This is a genomic window from Anabaena sp. UHCC 0451 (assembly GCF_034931405.1).
Classification (GTDB): Bacteria; Cyanobacteriota; Cyanobacteriia; order Cyanobacteriales; family Nostocaceae; genus RDYJ01.
In genome coordinates this window covers 213,009-231,045 of the sequence record NZ_JAYGHA010000002.1, presented here as the reverse complement: position 1 = coordinate 231,045, position 18,037 = coordinate 213,009, and the positions used below count along the sequence as shown (strand labels likewise).

Genomic DNA, 18,037 nt, shown 5'->3' with positions numbered 1-18,037 from the left:
TAAACCATCCTGTACAGTTTACCAATTACCATATCTATGAAAAAATCATCTTTCTTACCTCTCTTAATTAGTAGCAGTTTTTTATTATTAGGTTGTCAGGATATGGTAGCGAATTCAGTACCAAAACCATCAACTACTTGTCCTGGTAATAATCCTAGTTTTAGTATTGAATTTTTTAAGACTAATAATAAAGGTGAAAGATATTCCCCTGGTATTAATCATGTAATTCTTTTTAATCCTAAATCCCCAAGTTTAGATTTTAAAGTTAATGTGGGTTTAGCTCATAAAATCTATGCCAAAGATGGTAGAGGTAATTTTAAAAGACAATACATTCCTAAATATTTTAGTCAATTGATAGCTGATGAAAATTCTAAGTTAAATGGTAAATCTCCTATTGCAGCTATTAATGCAGATTATATAGATACTGTAAATAAACCCCAAGGTTTAAATATTTCTCGTGGTGTAGAATATTCTGGTGCTTTTAAAACTAAACGTTCTTCTTTTGGAATATCTGGAGGAAACCCAAGGGAGCGTATAGCTACTATTGATACTGGGAGAAGAGGAGCAAATTTTCTTAATTATAATTTGGTGGGAGGTAATGGCAGATTTTACAAACAAGGACAATTTAAAGATATTTGTAAGGCTTTGGGTGAGTTTGCTTGTAAAGGTGCAACTAATCGCTCTATGGTAGCAGTTACAAGTAAGGGTTATGTAATTTTGTTAGTTAATGATGTGAAAGCTAATTCCAGTATTCAAACTTCTGCTATTAATAAAGAGTTGCTACCTAGTCAGTTTGATGATGTGTTATCAGGAATTTCTAGAAATAACTGTTTAGGTAAAATTCAAGAGGGTATGTTGTTTGATGGGGGGATGTCTCCGGGGTTGTTTTATAATAATAAGGTGTATGTGGAAAATTTCGGTCCTATTGGTTCGGTGTTTTTGATTTATAAGAAGTGAAAGTAAAATTTCAAGATGCTGAAATTATAAACCTATACTAGAATAAAATTCCTAATCCATTCATCACCTAAATCAAACAGCAAAAGGTAAAAATATGGAAGCTAGTTTGTATGAAAATGATTTTTATCGTTGGACAATAGAACAGTCCAAAAAGTTGCGTTGTGGTAATTTTGAAGGGCTTGATTTACAAAATTTAGCGGACGAGATTGAATCTTTGGGTAGACAGGAAAAACGAGAATTAGAAAATCGGTTAGGTGTGTTGATTGGACATTTGCTCAAATGGCAATATCAGCAAGAAAAGCGCACACGAAGTTGGCAAATAACTATTAATACTCAAAGACGGGCAATTAATAAACTGTTAAAAGATAATTCTAGTCTGAAATCATATCTAAAAATGGCACTGGAAGAGGGTTTTGTTTCTGGTTTAGATTTAGTGCTGACTGAAACACCATTAAAGAAAAAAGAATTACCATCTCTATGTCCTTATACTATTGAGCAGATTTTTGATTCTAGTTTTCCAGTTGATATTGAAACAGAATTTGAATAACAAATTAAGGCGCGTTTTTTGGCCAGGGTTAGCGCATCTCTTTCAATTTTATTCAAGATACTTGGGAACGATATATTTCTTTCTAAACTCCTCTTCCTTTTTTGCCATTTGTTCCTGTGTCAATAGTCTAGGTTGAAATTTTAGCTGAAACCATTGATATTCTGTCCGAATGCTTCACCCTTACGAAAGATTAATTCTTTTCTGAATCAGGATATCCAGGATTTAAGGATTTTCAGGATGAGTTACTTTGGTATTGGCGATAGCGTAGCGTGTTTAGTCGCTATAGCTAATCGCCAAATGAATATTTACTGATAATAGGCATTGAAAAACAACACCCTAGAATTATCAGCATTGGGTTGTGTATAAACCTCATCAGGATTACCCCAACCAAGTTCTAAAGTAATATGGTACAAATAACCGTCTTTGGCATAGGGTGTATCAGAAATATCATCAGCTTCCACCCATTCACAACGTTCTGCTAATGCCAAGATTTCATCTGAAGTAATAGGTTTACCTTCATTGTTCGTTGCCTGTACCAATTTTAACCCATTGGTTTGGTTTAGCCACTGCTGCACAGTTTCAATACAGGTTGCTACTGTCATCGTCATCATACTCCTTTAGACATTGCTCTAGTAACTCTTTTTCAGTTTCTCCCAGGTGAGTTTGCCAACCTTGCTGGTAGATATGCTCAATGTCTTGCTCACTGGGACATTTACCCCGTCTTAAAGCCTTTCTCGCTCTGAGAAATGCTTCTGTATATTCTGGTCTAGTCATTTAATAAGGTTGGTGCAAATTGCTTAACCTGGTTTTTGCATTTGTTTCTGTTCCGTAACTGCTTTTTCTGACAAAGTTTCTACAAGGTTTGATAATGTTCTGTTTTCACTGTCAGCCCATTGCTGTAACTCTTCTTTCAACTCTGGACTGCAAGTAAATGTAATTTTAACTTTCTTATTAGTTCCCATAGCATCCAACATCATCTGATATTTCCAGTAAACATTAGATTAGGACTAATAGGTACAGACTCCGTTAAGTTCACCTTTTAGCAGAACCAAGTATCACTTATCGGAACTTGACTGCCATACTAGCACTATAGTCAAGTTAATGTAAACCTTTCACATCCCAAAAATCAAAACTCCAACGAAAAAACCACATCCTGTAAATCCTATAATCCTGAAAATTCTGATTCAGACATTTATTGTAATTGGATTGACAGAAGCTTCTGTGCGGGCAAGGATTGCCCACACCACAAGATTTATAGATTAGAGGCAAAAATCAACCAGGAGGCCAGGAGAGATGCCGTCCTCCTAAGATGTGTATATGTAGGTGGTAAACCGTTTGACCGCCATCATTACCTGTATTCATCACTACGCGATAACCGTTTTCTAGTCCAGCTTGTGCTGCGACTTTTTGCACAGTTAATAACAAATGTCCTAATAGTGCTTGATCTTCAGGTTCGGCTGTAGCTATGTTAACTATGGGTTTTTTGGGGATAACAAGGATGTGAACTGGTGCTTGGGGGTTAACATCTGTAAAGGCTAAAGCCAAGTCATCCTCATAAACAATGTTTGCAGGAATTTCCCGACGGATGATTTTACCGAAAATAGTGTCTGTAGTTTCACTCATGCACATTTACCCAATATCTCTGTTAGAGATTTTAAGCTATGTCTAGCAATTGTACAGAAAGCAGTTACAAGGGCGATCGCTTGTCGAGAAAAAGATAAATCCATAGCTTTGCCAAAATCTTCTTCAAGTCACATGAGGCATCAATAATTACACAAAAATTACAAGAGATTACCATAGTTTAACGTATTCTTTAACTCGTATTAATTTTAACTTAATTCCTAAGTATAAACTTGGTTTAAGGCTGTAATTTTATCCAGAAAATATTCCTTTAAATACGAGGTACTATGACTTTTTTAACCACAATTTTGCATCGTGTAGTCACTACTTCAGCGTTAGGTGTAGCTGTAGCATTTAGTCCTGTTTTGACAGCGATCGCTCAAGCTCAAACCTTAAACGGAGCAGGAGCAACTTTTCCCGCTCCCCTTTATGAACGTTATGCTCGTGAAATTAGAAAAAAATACCCCAACATGAAAATTAACTACCAAGCAATTGGTAGCGGTGGTGGTATTCGTCAAACCATTGCTGGAACTGTAGATTTTGGCGCTAGTGATGCAGCCATGACAGATAGTGACATGGCTCAAGTTAAAAATGGCGTAATTTTAGTACCTACTGCTGGTGGTGCAGTTTCAATTGTTTATAATCTTCCTGGCGTTAATAAACTCAGATTATCTCGGTCTACATTCCCAGGGATTTTTTCCGGTCAAATTACCAACTGGAGTGACCCCAAAATTAAAGCTGATAACCCAGGAGTTAACCTACCCAAGCAACCAATTAGATTTGTAGTTCGCGCTGACGGTAGCGGTACAACCTTTATTTTCACCAATCATTTAAGTACAATTAGTAGTTATTTCCGGGGCAGAATCGGTACTGGTACTGCACCCAAATGGAACTTACCTAACGTTCTCAAAGGTAGAGGAAATCCAGGGGTAGCAGCTTTAGTATCCCGTACTCCTGGAGCTATTGGTTATGTTGAATATGACTATGCTACTAAAAACAAACTAAAATCCGCCGAATTGCAAAATAAAAAAGGAGAATTTGTTGCTCCTTCCTTGCAAACTTCCAACGCGGCTTTATCAGCAGTGCAATTCCCAAGTAACTACCGCGTATTTGTAGGAGATCCAGGACAGGGTTATCCTATTGTTGGTTTAACTTGGATGATGGTTTATAAGCAGTATGCTGACCCTGCAAAAGCTGATGCAGTTAAAAAATGGATTAATTGGGTACTCACAGACGGTCAACAATACAATGATGACCTCAACTACACCAAAATTCCTAGTGCAGTTGTAAACCGTGTGCTACAGACAGTAAATAGCACCGTCAAGTAGTTACTCCTGTTTGATTTTGAAAATACAAGTAGGGTGGCAATAACCACTTTACATTAGACATCTCCTGTAAAAACAAGGTAGAGACCTTAGAGGGTGTTTGAAAAGTCTAAATTCATACTCTCTGGGCGATTATAAATCGCGGCTACACAGACAAAACCCACCTACCCTTCGGGAACGCCAGAGGCGAACGTGGGTTCAGAAGCCTTGATTTTTCATTAGTCCACGTATCCCTTACGGGACCGAAGGAATAGGTGGACTTCGCTTGTGTAGTAGCGTATCCCTAACGGGAGCCGGAGGCATCTTTATATTCGCCGAAAACTTTTCTTACAATCTGCTGTATTTAATTTTCACTCCATGTCTACTACGTGAAATTTTTCAGAAATCATTAATGATTCTCAAGTTTGGGGTTTTATTTTGATTTTACTTGGATAACAATATTCTACTGATTGAGATTTTATGGCCAATTTCTTTGATTCAAGTGATAGTAATTCATCAACTAATCTAGATGGTGAAAATATAGATTTAAATGCCAATGGTGGTCTAAATTTCCGATTAGATCAAGGGTTTACCTGGTTGGTTTATCTATTTGCTGCTACCACTGTAGCAACACTATTTGTCATGTGTTTGGTAATTTATCATGAAGCTGAACCAGCAGTAGCTAAATTTGGACTCGGCTTTTTGTGGGGACAAGATTGGGATACAGGTAATGAAAACTTTGGGGCATTAACTTATATTTACGGTACACTTGTAAGTAGTGCGATCGCTCTTGTCCTAACTATACCCATCGGTATATCAGTCGCCTTAGTCACCAGTGAAGATTTCTTACCAACCTATATTACAGCCCCCATTGCTTTCGTCATTGAAACCATCTCCGCTATACCTAGCGTCATCATTGGTTTGTGGGGGATTTTCGTGTTTATTCCTATCGTAGAACCAATACAACAATGGATAGGCAGCACCTTTAAATTCATCCCTCTATTTAATACAGAATACCCCGCCGGCAACAATATGTTGACAGCTGGAATTGTTCTTTCCATTATGATTATCCCAACGATGGCAGCAATTTCTCGTGATGTATTGTTGGTCATTCCCAAAGAATTGCGTAGCGCATCAATGGCTTTGGGAGGAACTCGTTGGGAAACAATATTTCGCGTTTTGTTACCAGCCGGATTTTCTGGTATGGTGAGTGCGGCCATGCTCGCTCTAGGACGCGCACTTGGTGAAACAATGGCCGTAGTAATGGTAATTGGCAACTCTGCTCAAATCAGCATATCTTTATTAGATCCAGCTTACACAATTCCTGCTGTTTTAGCCAACGAATTTGCCGAAGCAGAAAGAGGATTACATATTGGTGCATTAAGCTATTTGGGTTTGATTTTGTTTGTACTAACCCTAATTATTAATATCGGTGCTGGATTATTAGTACAATGGGTTGGCAAAAAAAATAAATAACTTTGTGTAGTGTTGAAAATTCAAAATCTAAACTCCAAAACCCAAAATTGATATGAGTGGTTTTCTAAATTCAGAACTAGATGAATCTCTAGTCAAAGAGCTTTGCACCCCTTTACCACCAGAGAGAAAAATATTCACTTATCTAATGAATGGACTCTCTTTGGGGTTGAGTTTGCTGGCATTTTTTCCTTTAGGATCAATTTTCTGGCAAATTATTGTCAAAGGATCATCTAGCTTTAAACTAGAGATGTTATATAAACCATTAATCGACAATGGATTTGCCAATGCGATTTTTGGTACTGTAATCATGGTCTGTATTGCTGGGTTTTTCAGCATTCCTGTAGGGATAATGACTGGCATTTTTTTAGCAGAATTTGCGAAAACTAGCAAAGTAGTTAATATTGTCCGCTTTATTACCTCAGTTCTGACAGGTGTACCTTCAATTGTTGTAGGAATGTTCGCTTATGGTGTAGTTGTTTTAACAACAAAAGAATTTAGCGCCTTAGCTGGAGGCTTTGCTTTAAGCGTTCTCATGTTACCAGTAATTGCATTGACAACAGAAGAAGCATTGAAACTTATTCCTAGCGATCAACGCCTAGCTTCGGCTGCTTTAGGTGGAACTCGTTTACAAACAATATTCCGAGTTGTCATCTCTCCTGCTGTCCCCACAATTACAACAGGTATTTCCTTAGCAGTAGCCCGTGCAGCCGGTGAAACAGCACCTCTAATTTTTACAGCATTGTTTAGTCAAAACTGGTCAGATAACTTATTAACTCCTACCGCATCTTTACCAGTATTAATTTTCAATCTTTACAACAATCCTGACCCAGCAATAAGTGAATTAGTTTGGACAGCCGCGTTAATTTTATTGAGTTTAGCTTTGTTTTTTAGCTTATTTTCTCGTCTAATTACTAAGAAAGGCGAAAAGAGGGTTAAATTGAAGAAAATTGTTTCTCAAACTGAATATGAAGATGAGTAAATTAACTACAGCAATCAAAGTCAAAAATCTCAGCTTTTATTACACCAATGCCAAAGTTATTGAAGGGATATCATTAGATATCTATAAAAACCAAGTAACTGCGATTATTGGACCGAGTGGTTGTGGTAAATCCACTTTCATTAAAACCCTAAATCGGATTAGTGAATTAGAAGGAAAAGTAAGAACTGAAGGGAGCATAGAATTTTTTGGTCAAAACATTTATGATTCTCGCGTTAACCTTAACCGCTTACGCCGAGAAATTGGGATGGTGTTCCAAAAACCTAATCCTTTTCCCATGAATATCTACGAAAATGTTGCTTATGGGGTCAGAATTCTCGGTAGATTTCCCAAAGCAAAATTAGATGAAATTGTGGAATCTGCTCTTAAAGGTGCAGCACTTTGGGATGAAGTTAAAGATAAACTCAACACATCTGCTTTAGGACTTTCTGGTGGACAACAGCAGCGTTTATGTATAGCTCGTGCTTTAGCAGTAAAACCAAAAGTTTTATTAATGGATGAACCTTGTTCAGCTTTAGATCCCATTGCTACACTGAAAGTTGAAGAACTCATTTACCGCTTGCGCTCGGAGTTAACCATTGTGATTGTTACTCACAATATGCAGCAAGCAACCCGCGTTTCTGATTTCACAGCTTTCTTTAACACTGATGAAAGTCGGATCGGACAAATGGTAGAATTTGGGGCTACAGGTCAAATCTTTCGTAACCCTTTAGATGAACGTACCCGTGATTATGTTGCTGGACGCTTTGGTTAATAATTAATCTAAAATTAAAATTGTAAGTACAGGCAACAAAAATATCTTGGGCTGTTCTATGCCAAATTCTAGCCCGTCATAGAAATTACAACTTTTCTAATTTTCTATAAAGCCCTACTTAGGGCTTACTGAAAAAGTTGTCTGTGAGGGTAGGGAACAGGGAACAGGGAACAGGGAACAGTTTCAGCCATCTGGATATACTTAATTTCCTATATCCGACAAGGAAAAATGCAACTGTTTTGAGACTCAATTTGCCAAACCCTTGCACTTTTTTGTTCTAAAAATTCGCAAAACCCTTATTAATAAACGGTTTTAGTTTTATTCAGCAAACCCTACTTAGGGCTTACTTTATAAATTTTTAGTTGGTAATGAGTTAACTCTTTAACCAAAACGACCATTTACGTAGTCAGCGGTTTTTTGCTGGACTGGGGTATTAAAAATCACCTCAGTTCTATTGAACTCTACCAATTCACCTAAATACATAAAGGCTGTATAGTCAGATACACGGCTTGCTTGCTGCATATTGTGAGTAACAATCAGAATTGTCACTGTTTTTTTTAATTCAGCAATTAATTCTTCAATACTAGCAGTAGCTATAGGGTCAAGAGCAGATGTTGGCTCATCAAAGAGAATCATTTCTGGATCAGTAGCCAAAGCGCGAGCAATACACAACCGTTGTTGTTGACCCCCAGAAAGATTAAAAGCCAAATCATGCAAGCGATCTTTAACTTCACTCCACAAAGCTGCACCGTTTAAAGCTTTCTCTACCTTCTCATCAATCACTCCGCGTCTAGATTCACCTCTGACCCGCAAACCATAAGCCACATTTTCATAAATTGACTTGGGAAAAGGATTAGGTTTTTGAAATACCATACTAATCCGCATCCGCACCTCAATCGGGTCAACTTTTTTACCGAGTAAGTTAATTCCATCTGGTTCTAAGGCTATTTCTCCTTGATAGCGATTTCCCGGATAAAGATCGTGCATCCGATTAAAACAACGTAACAAAGTAGTTTTGCCACATCCAGACGGACCAATCATTGCTGTTACTTGATGCTCACCTACGGACATATTAATGTCTTTGAGAGCATGAACAGTGCCACCGTAGTAGAAATTGAGATAATTAACAGTAGCTTTGATAGGTCTTTTGGGATTTGAAGATTTAGTTTCTACCATTTGATTGTTTTGCGTAAACGATAACGGATATACATAGCTACAGAGTTCATAGCCAAAGTAATGACAATGAGGACAACACCTGCGGTAGCTGCATTTACTTGAAAGTCAGCCTGGGGGCGAGATATCCAATCGAACATCTGTATGGGCATGACTGTGAACGGAGCTAGTAACCAAGAAAAAGAAATATAAGGGAACTGACTTGTAAATGGAGGTTCTGGCAAAAAGGCAATGAATGTTAGCGCCCCAATGGTAATTAGAGGTGCAGTTTCACCAATAGCCCGCGCCATAGCCACAATAATACCAGTAATAATTGTGCCTGTTGAGTAAGGGAGAATATGATCCCAAATCATTTGCCACTTGGAAGCACCTGCGGCATAAGCAGCTTCACGGATACTATTAGGAATAGCCCGCAAAGCCTCACGGGTGGAAACAATTACTACTGGTAAAACTAATAATGCCAAGGTTAACCCAGCAGTGAGAATACTTTCTCCCAGGTGTAAGCCATAGACAAATACTCCCAAAGCCAGAAGTCCGTAAATAATTGAAGGAACTCCTGCTAAGTTAGTGACGTTAATTTCAATTAAATCAGAAATCCAGTTTTTTCTGGCATACTCTTCTAAGTAAATTCCCGATGCTATGCCCACAGGAATTGCTACAGATCCTGTTACTGACATTACTAGCAGCGTTCCTACCCAAGCGGAAAGAATACCAGCTTCTTCTGATTTGCGACTGGGGAAAGATGTCAAAAATTGCCAGGAAAGACGTGGTAAGCCATCACTAGCCAAGTCAAATAACAAAGCAATTAGTGTAATAATACCAATCAGCATCGACAAAAAGCCAATGATGTTAAAAATATATTCTGAGCGTTTATTGCGGGTAATAGTCCTGCGGACTTCTTGAATATTTAGAGTTGTCATTTTCAGAAACCAAGTTATACAACTTCTCGTTTTGGTTGGTAATAGCTATACTCAACACGGCTTAATCATTTGATTCTGTGGGTAGGGGTTTAGCTCATGCTTTACCCCTACAAATCTAGGTTTTTCGTAATTTTGTAAAAGTCCATGTCTCAAACGTGTTTAGTATAATTGGTAATTAGGAAAAACTCTTTTCTGTCACTTATTCCCTGTCACCTATTTAGTAAATTTCTCGATAACGCTTGGTGAGAAAATGACCAATAATGTTAAATACCAAAGTCATTAGCACTAAAGTTAGTCCGACGGCAAAGATAGTTTCGTATTCTAAACTGCCATGAGGTAAGTCACCAAGACTCACTGAGACAATATAGGCGGTCATTGTCGCCGCTGGTTCCATTGGGTTGAGGGTTAAGTTAGGTTGTCCACCGGCAGCGATCGCCACTACCATCGTTTCTCCAGCTGCACGAGAAATTCCTAAAATGTAAGCTGCAATGATGCCAGAAATAGCTGCTGGTAATACTACTCGTAATGCTGTCTGTAAGCGAGTCGCCCCAGTTGCATACGAACCTTCTCGCAGATTGGAAGGTACTGTCCGCATGGCATCTTCGCTTAGGGAACTAACGTAAGGAATGATCATCACGCCAATAACTAACCCGGCACTTAACATACTAAAACCAGGCAGATTTGGCAAAATCTTTTGCAACAGTGGTGTAACGAATAATAATGCAAAGTAACCATACACTACTGTAGGAATGCCCGCTAATAGCTCTAAAGCTGGTTTAACTGTTTCCCTAACTATAGGTGGAGCAAATTCACTTAGATAAATAGCAATAATTGTACCCAGTGGTATAGCTACGAATAAGGCTACTACTGTAGTCACGAAAGTTCCTGAAACTAGTGGCCAAATACCATAGTTTTTGTCATCAAACAATGGTGTCCACTGGCTACTTGTAAGAAATTCCCACAAAGATACTTTCTGGAAAAATAGTATGGACTCATAAAGCAATATACCAATAATTGCTGCCGTAGTAGCTACTGAAGAAAGAGCAGCCAGAAACAAGATAGACTCAATTGCTCGTTCTCGTAAATCGCGCGTTAGCTTTGGTGAAAATTGACTTTGTTTGGCATTAATCATGCTGGAAATTTAATTTTGTAGATGACTTGAGATCAAGAAAGAGAGGTATAAAACCTCCCTTTAGTGAATTGTGAGGAATTTCAAATTTCTGAACTTAGATTATTTAGGACTTACGCAAGTTTCACACCAAAAATCTGTTGTAGGGTGAGTCAGATATCAACAATCTGTTTATTTGCGGTATTTATGCAGTCTAACGCACCATACCAATGTGCCAGTTGCGTAAGTGCTTTTATTCTTTAGCTTCACGACGCATTAATTCGTCAATTTTCAGCCCAACTGCTTCTTTACCACCAAATATGCTACCAAATCTCCTCTTATTGAAGTGGCTTTGAGAAGTGGTGTAAGCTGAACCTGGTAAGGCTACATATCCTACTTCTTTGACTAACTTAGGTGCATTCTTCAAGTAATATTGTACAAACTGCTTTACCTCTGGTTTATTAGCCGCCTTGTCACTAACATAGATGAATATGGGGCGGGACAAGGGATTGTAAGTACCGTTTTTTACTGTTGTTTCCGAGGGAGCAACACCATTAATTGGTACTGATTTGAGTTTATTCTTGTTTTCTGCGTAGTAAGCAAAACCAAAGAAACCAAGGGCGTTCTTATCACGAGCTACACCTTGTACAAGTACGTTGTCGTCTTCACTGGCGGTAAAATCACCACGGCTAGATTTAGATTTACCAACAATTGCTTCAGTGAAATAGTCAAAAGTACCAGAGTTAGTACCAGCACCAAATAACTTCAAAGGTGCATTAGGGAAACCCGCACGTACTTGATTCCAGTTATTAATTTTGCCCTGGGCTGCTGGTTCCCAGATTTTCTTGAGTTCTGCAACAGTTAGGTTTTTAGCCCAAGTGTTACCTGGGTTAATCACAACAGTTAAAGCATCATAAGCTACTGGCAATTCGATGTAGCGAATACCAGCTTTTTTACATTCATCAATTTCTTTTTGGAGAATGGGACGAGAAGCATTGGATATGTCTGTTTCACCGCGACAGAATTTTTTAAAGCCCCCACCAGTACCAGAAACCCCAACGGTAACTCTAATTTTACCTCTTTGAGATTTTTGGAATTCTTCTGCTACTGCTTCAGTAACGGGGAAAACGGTACTAGAACCGTCAATCTTGATTGTGCTAACACTTTGAGACTGAACCGCAGACATTGATATACCCAAGGTGGCGGTCATCAATGAAATTACACCTAATGCTTTCAAGCTGTTAAGCTTAATATTAATTCTGTTCACAAGAACACTCCTAAGTTTATTAGACGTACAATTTACGCTCAATTGCTCTACAAGAACAATGCTTTTATTACGTTAAAAAACGTTGAAAATTAAACGTCTAGGTTACAAAATTACACAACAAAGTAATCTAGAAATTAATTTTGGGTTAGGTACAGGTTAACTTTTAATAAATATTTGACGAAGTTGATAATTAGTTAAAATGTAAAAATTATAAAACATTTTGGCCAATTTTCTGTTTCTGACCCGAAATGTTCTGTTTTCTGAGTGTTTGCCACTGTTTCGCTTACACACCAAGGTTTAAAATTAGCAAATGCGTTGCAGGTAGTTTTCAGCCTGTGTACTAAAATTCAAAACTCAAAATTGTCATGACTCATTCTACCGATATTGTTACCTTAGCCCGTTGGATGGCCGCTGATTTTAGCAACCAAGCCCAAGTTTTTGAAAATCCAGCTTTTTATGCCCATATTCGTGTATGTATGCGTCCTCTCAATGGAGGGTTATTATCAGGGGTAAGTTTTTTTGTGGAACAAGCTTATGACTATATGCTGAATAAACCCTATCGGGTGCGGGTGTTAAATTTGCTGTCAGTAGGGGATAAAATCCATATTGAAAACTATACTGTCAAAGATGAAAAAGACTTTTTCGGTGCATCTCGTGATTTACCACGGTTACAAAGTTTAACGAGCGATCGCTTAGAAAAGCTCTCCGGTTGTAACATGATTGTAGAGTGGACTGGTACTCACTTCAAAGGCACAGTCGAACCAGGAAAAGGCTGCATTGTCATCCGTAACGGGCAAAGAACCTATTTAGATAGCGATTTTGAAATTGATGGTGAAAAATTTATCAGCCGCGACAGAGGACGAAATCCTGACACAGATGAGCATATTTGGGGTTCTGTGGCAGGTCCATTTTACTTTGTGCGCTGGGCTAATTTTGCTGATGAGGTGAAATAATCCTGAGTTTGGGATTGGGGATTGGGGATTGGGTATTGGGGATTGGGGATTGGGGATTGGGAAGAACTAACAAAAAAATTTTTCCTCAAGGGATGCAATTGAGGGAAAAAGGTGATAATATTAGTAATTGTAGGTGCGGCGACATAGCCAAGTGGTAAGGCAGAGGTCTGCAAAACCTCCATCCCCCGGTTCAAATCCGGGTGTCGCCTTTTTTGAAAAAACAAGCAAAACCAACTAAATTCAAGGTTTTAGGTAATTATTTAAGGGACGGGTTTGATACTCGTCCTTTATTGTTTGGGGTAAAAGTAAAGGTGTTTTGGCTAATCCCCCCTACTCTATTAAACAGTGGAAGCGAGAAGCCTTATAAAGTATTGCTAGTAAAGTTTTTTACTTTTAAAATATGCAGGTAATGTTGTATATTTGACGCCCGCAACAGAATTATTTCTGCACGTCTAGCAACAAAAAGCGAAAGGAGATTATATGAACAATAATGAAGAACTGAAATTACAACTGCGTCCCCGTGCCACAGAAGTTGTATCTATCAAAATACCTACAGATACCTTAGCATCTTTGGAAGAAGTAGCTGCTGATAAAGATATATCTATAGAAGCCTTGTTAAAATTCTATATTGGGCAAGGTTTACGAGAAGACATAGCCAAGTTATTTAATGAAAGGTTGTTAAATACAACTGCACAGGTTTTATCACGTCATCTGCAATCAGAAGAAGCAGTTTCTCAAATTATGCAAGAAATTAAAACGGAAACGATTAAATAAAGTAAATTATCTTGTTAATCCTTTAATCCTGTACTTCGACTTCGCTCAGTAACAGTAAATCCTGATTCAGACAAAAAATCATGCCAAAAACTATTATTAAACGTCATAAAAAAACAGCTCAATACTTTACAGAAAACTTAGGAAATGGCATTGCATTAGAAATGGTGTTAATCCCTGGGGGTAGTTTTCGCATGGGTTCACTAGAAAAAGAACTAAGAAGTACAAGCGATGAAAGACCTCAACATGAAGTTACCATTAAACCCTTTTGCTTTGGTAAATATCCAATAACCCAAGCACAATGGCAAGCAGTAGCCGCTTTACCTCAAGTCAACCAAGAACTAAAACTGGACCCCTCATATTTTAAAGGAGCAAATCGCCCTGTAGAATCGGTTTCTTGGCATGATGCGGTAGAGTTTTGTAACCGACTATCAAATCATACTCAAAGACCCTATAGGCTGCCCAGTGAAGCGGAATGGGAATATGCTTGTCGAGCCGGAACAACTACACCATTTCATTTTGGCGAAACCATAACAACAGAATTAGCTAATTATGATGGTAACTACATTTATGGTAATGGAGTTAAAGGAGTTTATGGAGAAAAAACAACAGAAGTAGGAAGTTTTAAAATAGCCAATGAATTTGGATTATATGATATGCACGGAAATGTCTGGGAATGGTGTCAAGATAATTCGTACAATAGTTATGAAAAAGTATCTATAGATGGCAGTGCATGGATAGATATTAATAATAATAAGTCTCGTTTGTTGCGCGGTGGTTCTTGGCGAACCTATCCTGCTAATTGCCGTTCGGCATCTCGCCATAATATTGATGCGACCAGCAGTAGCTACCATATCGGGTTTCGGGTTGTGTGTGTTGCTGCGTGAATTCAGTAGCCCTTTTTCCCTCTAACCCTTACGATTAATCCAATTTTCCCCTCCTGGTAATTGAATTAAAACTTCTGCTATAGCATTAGGTAAAGTTTTAGCTGAATGTTCATAAGTTAGATTTAAAAATTTGAAACTAGTTTGTAATAAATCCGTTTTAGATACTATTTCCGCTAATTGAAATTGATTATATGCACCATTTAAAACCTCTTCACTAGCATTAGCTATAGCTTCCTCTATCACTTCCTCTAAAATCAAAATTTCCCATTCATCTGCATTAATATAATAAGATTTTTTATTTTCTTTCAGATTCAATCTTTTAATTTCCATTACAGAATTACGAATAGAAGTCGCCCAAGAATTAGTTAATCTTTTTTCTATCTGATTTTTTATCAAATGAATTAACAAAATCTTGACAAAAGATTGAATATTTCTAATAATCGCCTGTTTACTCATCCCCTCCAACTCATCTACAATGGCTAAAGCATCTGCATAACGGTTTTCTAAAATACTATTTCTGAGGTCTATTAATTCCTGTGTCATCTGTTTATTAACCTCAAATTAATGCAACTAAACTTAATATAACAAATTATTCCCAAAAACATTCCATTTCGCGCAGAGACACAAAGAACGCACCAGAGATGACTTGAGAAAAATCACACATCGCGCTAGTCTTCATAAGCGTCAACCCGTGAAACTCAAACCATGACAAACCACCACCCCCAAATACCCCCCTGCACTTGGAAACGTCCCCTTGGCTTAGGCTGGGATAAGCCCTACACCGTCCGTTATCCTAGTAATATTGATGATGGTCCCTGGCACGGAATGCCCCTTGGTGGCTTTGGTGCAGGGTGTATAGGACGTTCTTCACGGGGAGATTTTAACCTGTGGCACATTGACGGGGGAGAACATACTTTTAAAAACGTTCCTGCTTGTCAATTTAGTGTTTTTGAATCTGGACAAGCTTACGCATTATCTACCCAACGTCCAGAAGATAATACACTGCAATCTTGGCAATGGTATCCACAGTCTCAGGAACAGAATTCAGGAACATATCATGCACTTTATCCCCGCAGTTGGTTTGTTTATGAAAATGTCTTAAAAACTCAATTAACTTGTGAGCAATTTTCGCCAATTTGGGCAGATAATTATCAAGAAACTAGTTATCCTGTCGCGGTTTTCTTGTGGAAAGCACACAACCCAACTAATGCACCAATTACTATTAGCATCATGCTAACTTGGGAAAATATGGTGGGTTGGTTTACCAATTCTTTGAAATCTCCAGAAGTAAAAGTTAGAGATGATGGAAGTCCTGTTTATGAATATCAACCACGTTGGGGAGAAAGCAAAAATAATTATAATTGGTTAGCAGAAGATGATAAATATTTAGGTTGTGTTTTAGGTCGAGTTGATAATAGTGAAACTGTCCAAGAAGGTGACGGAACTTGGTGTATTTCAACCGTTAAAAATCCCCAAGTTGAAATATTTCATCATTCCCGATTTAATCCTGTGGGTAATGGTGAAGATGTTTGGCAAAGTTTTTCTGAAAATGGTTCTTTACCTAATTATATATATGAAACTCCCGCAGATGAAAATACTCGTTTAGGTGCGGCTATTGCGGTGCGTTTCACTTTGCAACCTGGGGAAAATTTGGAAGTTCCTTTTGTGCTAAGTTGGGATTTTCCCGTCACAGAATTTGCTGCGGGAGTGAATTATTATCGCAGATATACAGACTTTTTTGGTTGTAGTGGTGATAATGCTTGGCAGATTGCGACTACTGCACTTAAAGAATATCAAAATTGGCGATCGCAAATTCAAACTTGGCAAAATCCCATTTTGTCAAAATCAGACTTACCCGACTGGTTCAAAATGGCTTTATTTAACGAACTGTACGACTTAACCAGCGGTGGAACTCTCTGGAGTGCAGCAACAGAAAAAGACCCCATCGGCCAATTTGCAGTGTTAGAATGTCTCGATTACCGCTGGTATGAAAGTTTAGATGTGCGGTTATACGGTTCTTTTGGGTTATTGATGTTATTCCCAGAACTGGAAAAAGCTGTCATTCGCGCTTTTGCTAGGGCAATTCCCCAAAGTGATGATAGAACTAGAATTATCGGTTATTATCTCACCATCAACGCCGAAAGCCCTAACGCCATCCGCAAAGTAGCAGGTGCTACACCCCACGACTTAGGCGCACCGAATGAACACGTCTGGGAAAAAACTAACTATACCAGTTATCAAGATTGCAATCTGTGGAAAGATTTAGGTTGTGATTTTGTTTTGCAAGTGTACCGCGATTTTATCTTTACTGGTGCAGATGATATCGAATTTCTCGCAGATTGTTGGGACGCAATTGTGCAGACTCTCGATTATGTGAAAAAATTTGATTTAGATGCAGATGGTATCCCAGAAAATTCTGGCGCACCTGATCAAACTTTTGATGATTGGCGGTTAAATGGTGTTAGTGCTTACTGTGGTGGTTTGTGGTTGGCCGCTTTGGAGGCTGCTATTGCTATTTGTGATGTTTTAACGAACCGCAGAGGCGCAGAGGACGCAGAGGGACAGAGGTTAATTTATCAAACTTGGTTAAGTCAAGCAAAACCAATCTATCAAGAAAAGCTTTGGAATGGGAAGTTTTACCGCTTGGATAGTGAAAGCGGTTCAAATGTGGTGATGGCTGACCAATTATGTGGGCAATTCTACGCTCGTTTACTTAATTTACCCGATATTATCCCCACAAATCACGCCCTTTCTGCTTTAACAACTGTATATGATGCTTGTTTCCTCAAGTTCCAAGATGGTAAGTTTGGTGCTGCTAATGGTGTCCTTCCTGACGGTTCTCCAGAAAACCCTCATTCTACCCATCCTCAAGAAGTTTGGACTGGTATTAATTTTGGTTTAGCTGCATTTTTAGTACAGATGGGGATGAAAGATGAATCTATGCGCTTGACTGAAGCAGTGGTTAAACAAATCTACGACAATGGTTTACAGTTTCGCACTCCAGAAGCTATTACTGCTGCTGGTACTTTTCGTGCTAGTACATATTTGCGTGCAATGGCTATTTGGGCTATTTATTTATGCTTGTGAACAGAAGGTAAGAAAATAAAACACATCATAATTCAATATGCTTCAGTTAAGTCCGATTTTTTGTCAAAGTGCTTTTTTAAACTAACCACAGAAGACACAGAGAGAATAGAAATACTTAACTAAATCGCATTTTCCCTATCATCACCAATTTGTCAAGCTAATGTACACTGCATTCTTTTGTTGTGATACATAGCTTGATTTTTATTAAGCCGATAC

The 18,037-nt window shown here is 38.3% G+C and carries 19 protein-coding genes and 1 tRNA gene; 11 read left to right on the top strand and 9 right to left on the bottom strand.

The genetic code is table 11. The features are described 5' to 3' along the window. The first annotated feature begins 36 nt into the window (after positions 1-36). On the top strand, positions 37-957 hold the full coding sequence (locus VB694_RS02525) for a phosphodiester glycosidase family protein (RefSeq protein WP_323358735.1): 921 nt from the start codon (positions 37-39) through the stop codon (positions 955-957). Positions 958-1,051: 94 nt separating this feature from the next. Beyond that, the gene (locus tag VB694_RS02520; protein ID WP_323358734.1) at positions 1,052-1,504 is read left to right on the top strand and encodes a DUF29 domain-containing protein; all 453 of its coding nucleotides are present in this window, start codon (positions 1,052-1,054) and stop codon (positions 1,502-1,504) included. 305 nt (positions 1,505-1,809) lie between these two features. Here the strand turns inward: VB694_RS02520 and VB694_RS02515 are convergent, their stop codons facing one another. The 4 genes from VB694_RS02515 to VB694_RS02500 all read right to left on the bottom strand — a co-directional run bounded on the left by VB694_RS02515 (position 1,810) and on the right by VB694_RS02500 (position 3,127). Continuing rightward, on the bottom strand, positions 1,810-2,106 hold the full coding sequence (locus VB694_RS02515; RefSeq protein WP_323358733.1) for a hypothetical protein: 297 nt from the start codon (positions 2,104-2,106) through the stop codon (positions 1,810-1,812). Further along, a complete protein-coding gene (locus VB694_RS02510) occupies positions 2,084-2,278 on the bottom strand; it encodes a hypothetical protein (RefSeq protein ID WP_323358732.1) in 195 nt (64 codons plus the stop codon). The genes VB694_RS02515 and VB694_RS02510 overlap by 23 nt, the downstream gene beginning before the upstream one ends. Positions 2,279-2,301: 23 nt before the next feature. Then, the gene (locus VB694_RS02505) at positions 2,302-2,481 is read right to left on the bottom strand and encodes a ribbon-helix-helix domain-containing protein (RefSeq protein WP_323358731.1); all 180 of its coding nucleotides are present in this window, start codon (positions 2,479-2,481) and stop codon (positions 2,302-2,304) included. A gap of 295 nt (positions 2,482-2,776) precedes the next feature. Next, complete coding sequence (locus tag VB694_RS02500; protein ID WP_323358730.1) at positions 2,777-3,127, bottom strand: histidine triad nucleotide-binding protein; 351 nt, start codon at positions 3,125-3,127, stop codon at positions 2,777-2,779. Between the two features lie 284 nt (positions 3,128-3,411). Here VB694_RS02500 and pstS point away from each other — a divergent pair, with 284 nt between their 5' ends. From pstS to pstB (VB694_RS02480), 4 genes are all read left to right on the top strand, one after another. Further along, the gene (gene pstS, locus VB694_RS02495; protein WP_323358729.1) at positions 3,412-4,452 is read left to right on the top strand and encodes a phosphate ABC transporter substrate-binding protein PstS; all 1,041 of its coding nucleotides are present in this window, start codon (positions 3,412-3,414) and stop codon (positions 4,450-4,452) included. 456 nt (positions 4,453-4,908) lie between these two features. Beyond that, complete coding sequence (gene pstC, locus VB694_RS02490; RefSeq protein WP_323358728.1) at positions 4,909-5,904, top strand: phosphate ABC transporter permease subunit PstC; 996 nt, start codon at positions 4,909-4,911, stop codon at positions 5,902-5,904. A 52-nt stretch (positions 5,905-5,956) separates the two neighbouring features. Beyond that, entirely contained in the window at positions 5,957-6,883 is a 927-nt protein-coding gene (pstA, locus tag VB694_RS02485; protein ID WP_323358727.1) for a phosphate ABC transporter permease PstA, read from the top strand. Continuing rightward, a complete protein-coding gene (pstB, locus tag VB694_RS02480) occupies positions 6,876-7,655 on the top strand; it encodes a phosphate ABC transporter ATP-binding protein PstB (protein WP_323358726.1) in 780 nt (259 codons plus the stop codon). Before pstA (VB694_RS02485) ends, pstB (VB694_RS02480) begins: the two co-directional genes overlap by 8 nt. 381 nt (positions 7,656-8,036) lie before the next feature. Here the strand turns inward: pstB (VB694_RS02480) and pstB (VB694_RS02475) are convergent, their stop codons facing one another. The 4 genes from pstB (VB694_RS02475) to VB694_RS02460 all read right to left on the bottom strand — a co-directional run bounded on the left by pstB (VB694_RS02475) (position 8,037) and on the right by VB694_RS02460 (position 12,123). After that, positions 8,037-8,831 carry a phosphate ABC transporter ATP-binding protein PstB gene (gene pstB / locus VB694_RS02475; protein WP_323358725.1) on the bottom strand — a complete coding sequence of 265 codons (795 nt, stop codon included), beginning with the start codon at positions 8,829-8,831 and terminating at the stop codon, positions 8,037-8,039. Further along, complete coding sequence (gene pstA, locus VB694_RS02470; RefSeq protein WP_323358724.1) at positions 8,825-9,748, bottom strand: phosphate ABC transporter permease PstA; 924 nt, start codon at positions 9,746-9,748, stop codon at positions 8,825-8,827. The genes pstB (VB694_RS02475) and pstA (VB694_RS02470) overlap by 7 nt, the downstream gene beginning before the upstream one ends. 217 nt (positions 9,749-9,965) lie before the next feature. Beyond that, complete coding sequence (gene pstC / locus VB694_RS02465; RefSeq protein WP_323358723.1) at positions 9,966-10,880, bottom strand: phosphate ABC transporter permease subunit PstC; 915 nt, start codon at positions 10,878-10,880, stop codon at positions 9,966-9,968. A 229-nt stretch (positions 10,881-11,109) separates the two neighbouring features. Then, positions 11,110-12,123 (bottom strand): PstS family phosphate ABC transporter substrate-binding protein, encoded by a 1,014-nt coding sequence (locus VB694_RS02460; protein ID WP_323358722.1) that lies wholly within the window; start codon positions 12,121-12,123, stop codon positions 11,110-11,112. A gap of 365 nt (positions 12,124-12,488) precedes the next feature. Between VB694_RS02460 and VB694_RS02455 the strand changes: the two genes are divergently transcribed. From VB694_RS02455 to VB694_RS02440, 4 genes are all read left to right on the top strand, one after another. After that, a complete protein-coding gene (locus VB694_RS02455) occupies positions 12,489-13,076 on the top strand; it encodes a chromophore lyase CpcT/CpeT (protein WP_323358721.1) in 588 nt (195 codons plus the stop codon). A 137-nt stretch (positions 13,077-13,213) separates the two neighbouring features. Beyond that, positions 13,214-13,285, top strand: a tRNA-Cys gene (locus VB694_RS02450). A 271-nt stretch (positions 13,286-13,556) separates the two neighbouring features. Further along, the gene (locus VB694_RS02445; protein ID WP_323358720.1) at positions 13,557-13,850 is read left to right on the top strand and encodes a hypothetical protein; all 294 of its coding nucleotides are present in this window, start codon (positions 13,557-13,559) and stop codon (positions 13,848-13,850) included. Between the two features lie 80 nt (positions 13,851-13,930). Next, a complete protein-coding gene (locus VB694_RS02440) occupies positions 13,931-14,734 on the top strand; it encodes a formylglycine-generating enzyme family protein (protein ID WP_323358719.1) in 804 nt (267 codons plus the stop codon). A 21-nt stretch (positions 14,735-14,755) separates the two neighbouring features. Here VB694_RS02440 and VB694_RS02435 read toward each other — a convergent pair whose 3' ends face one another. Then, entirely contained in the window at positions 14,756-15,277 is a 522-nt protein-coding gene (locus VB694_RS02435; protein ID WP_323358718.1) for a DUF29 family protein, read from the bottom strand. 162 nt (positions 15,278-15,439) lie between these two features. On the opposite strand from VB694_RS02435, the gene VB694_RS02430 reads away from it, so the two are divergent. Next, positions 15,440-17,821, top strand: coding sequence for a GH116 family glycosyl hydrolase (locus VB694_RS02430; RefSeq protein ID WP_323358717.1), 2,382 nt, complete (start codon positions 15,440-15,442; stop codon positions 17,819-17,821). The last annotated feature ends 216 nt before the right edge of the window (positions 17,822-18,037 follow it).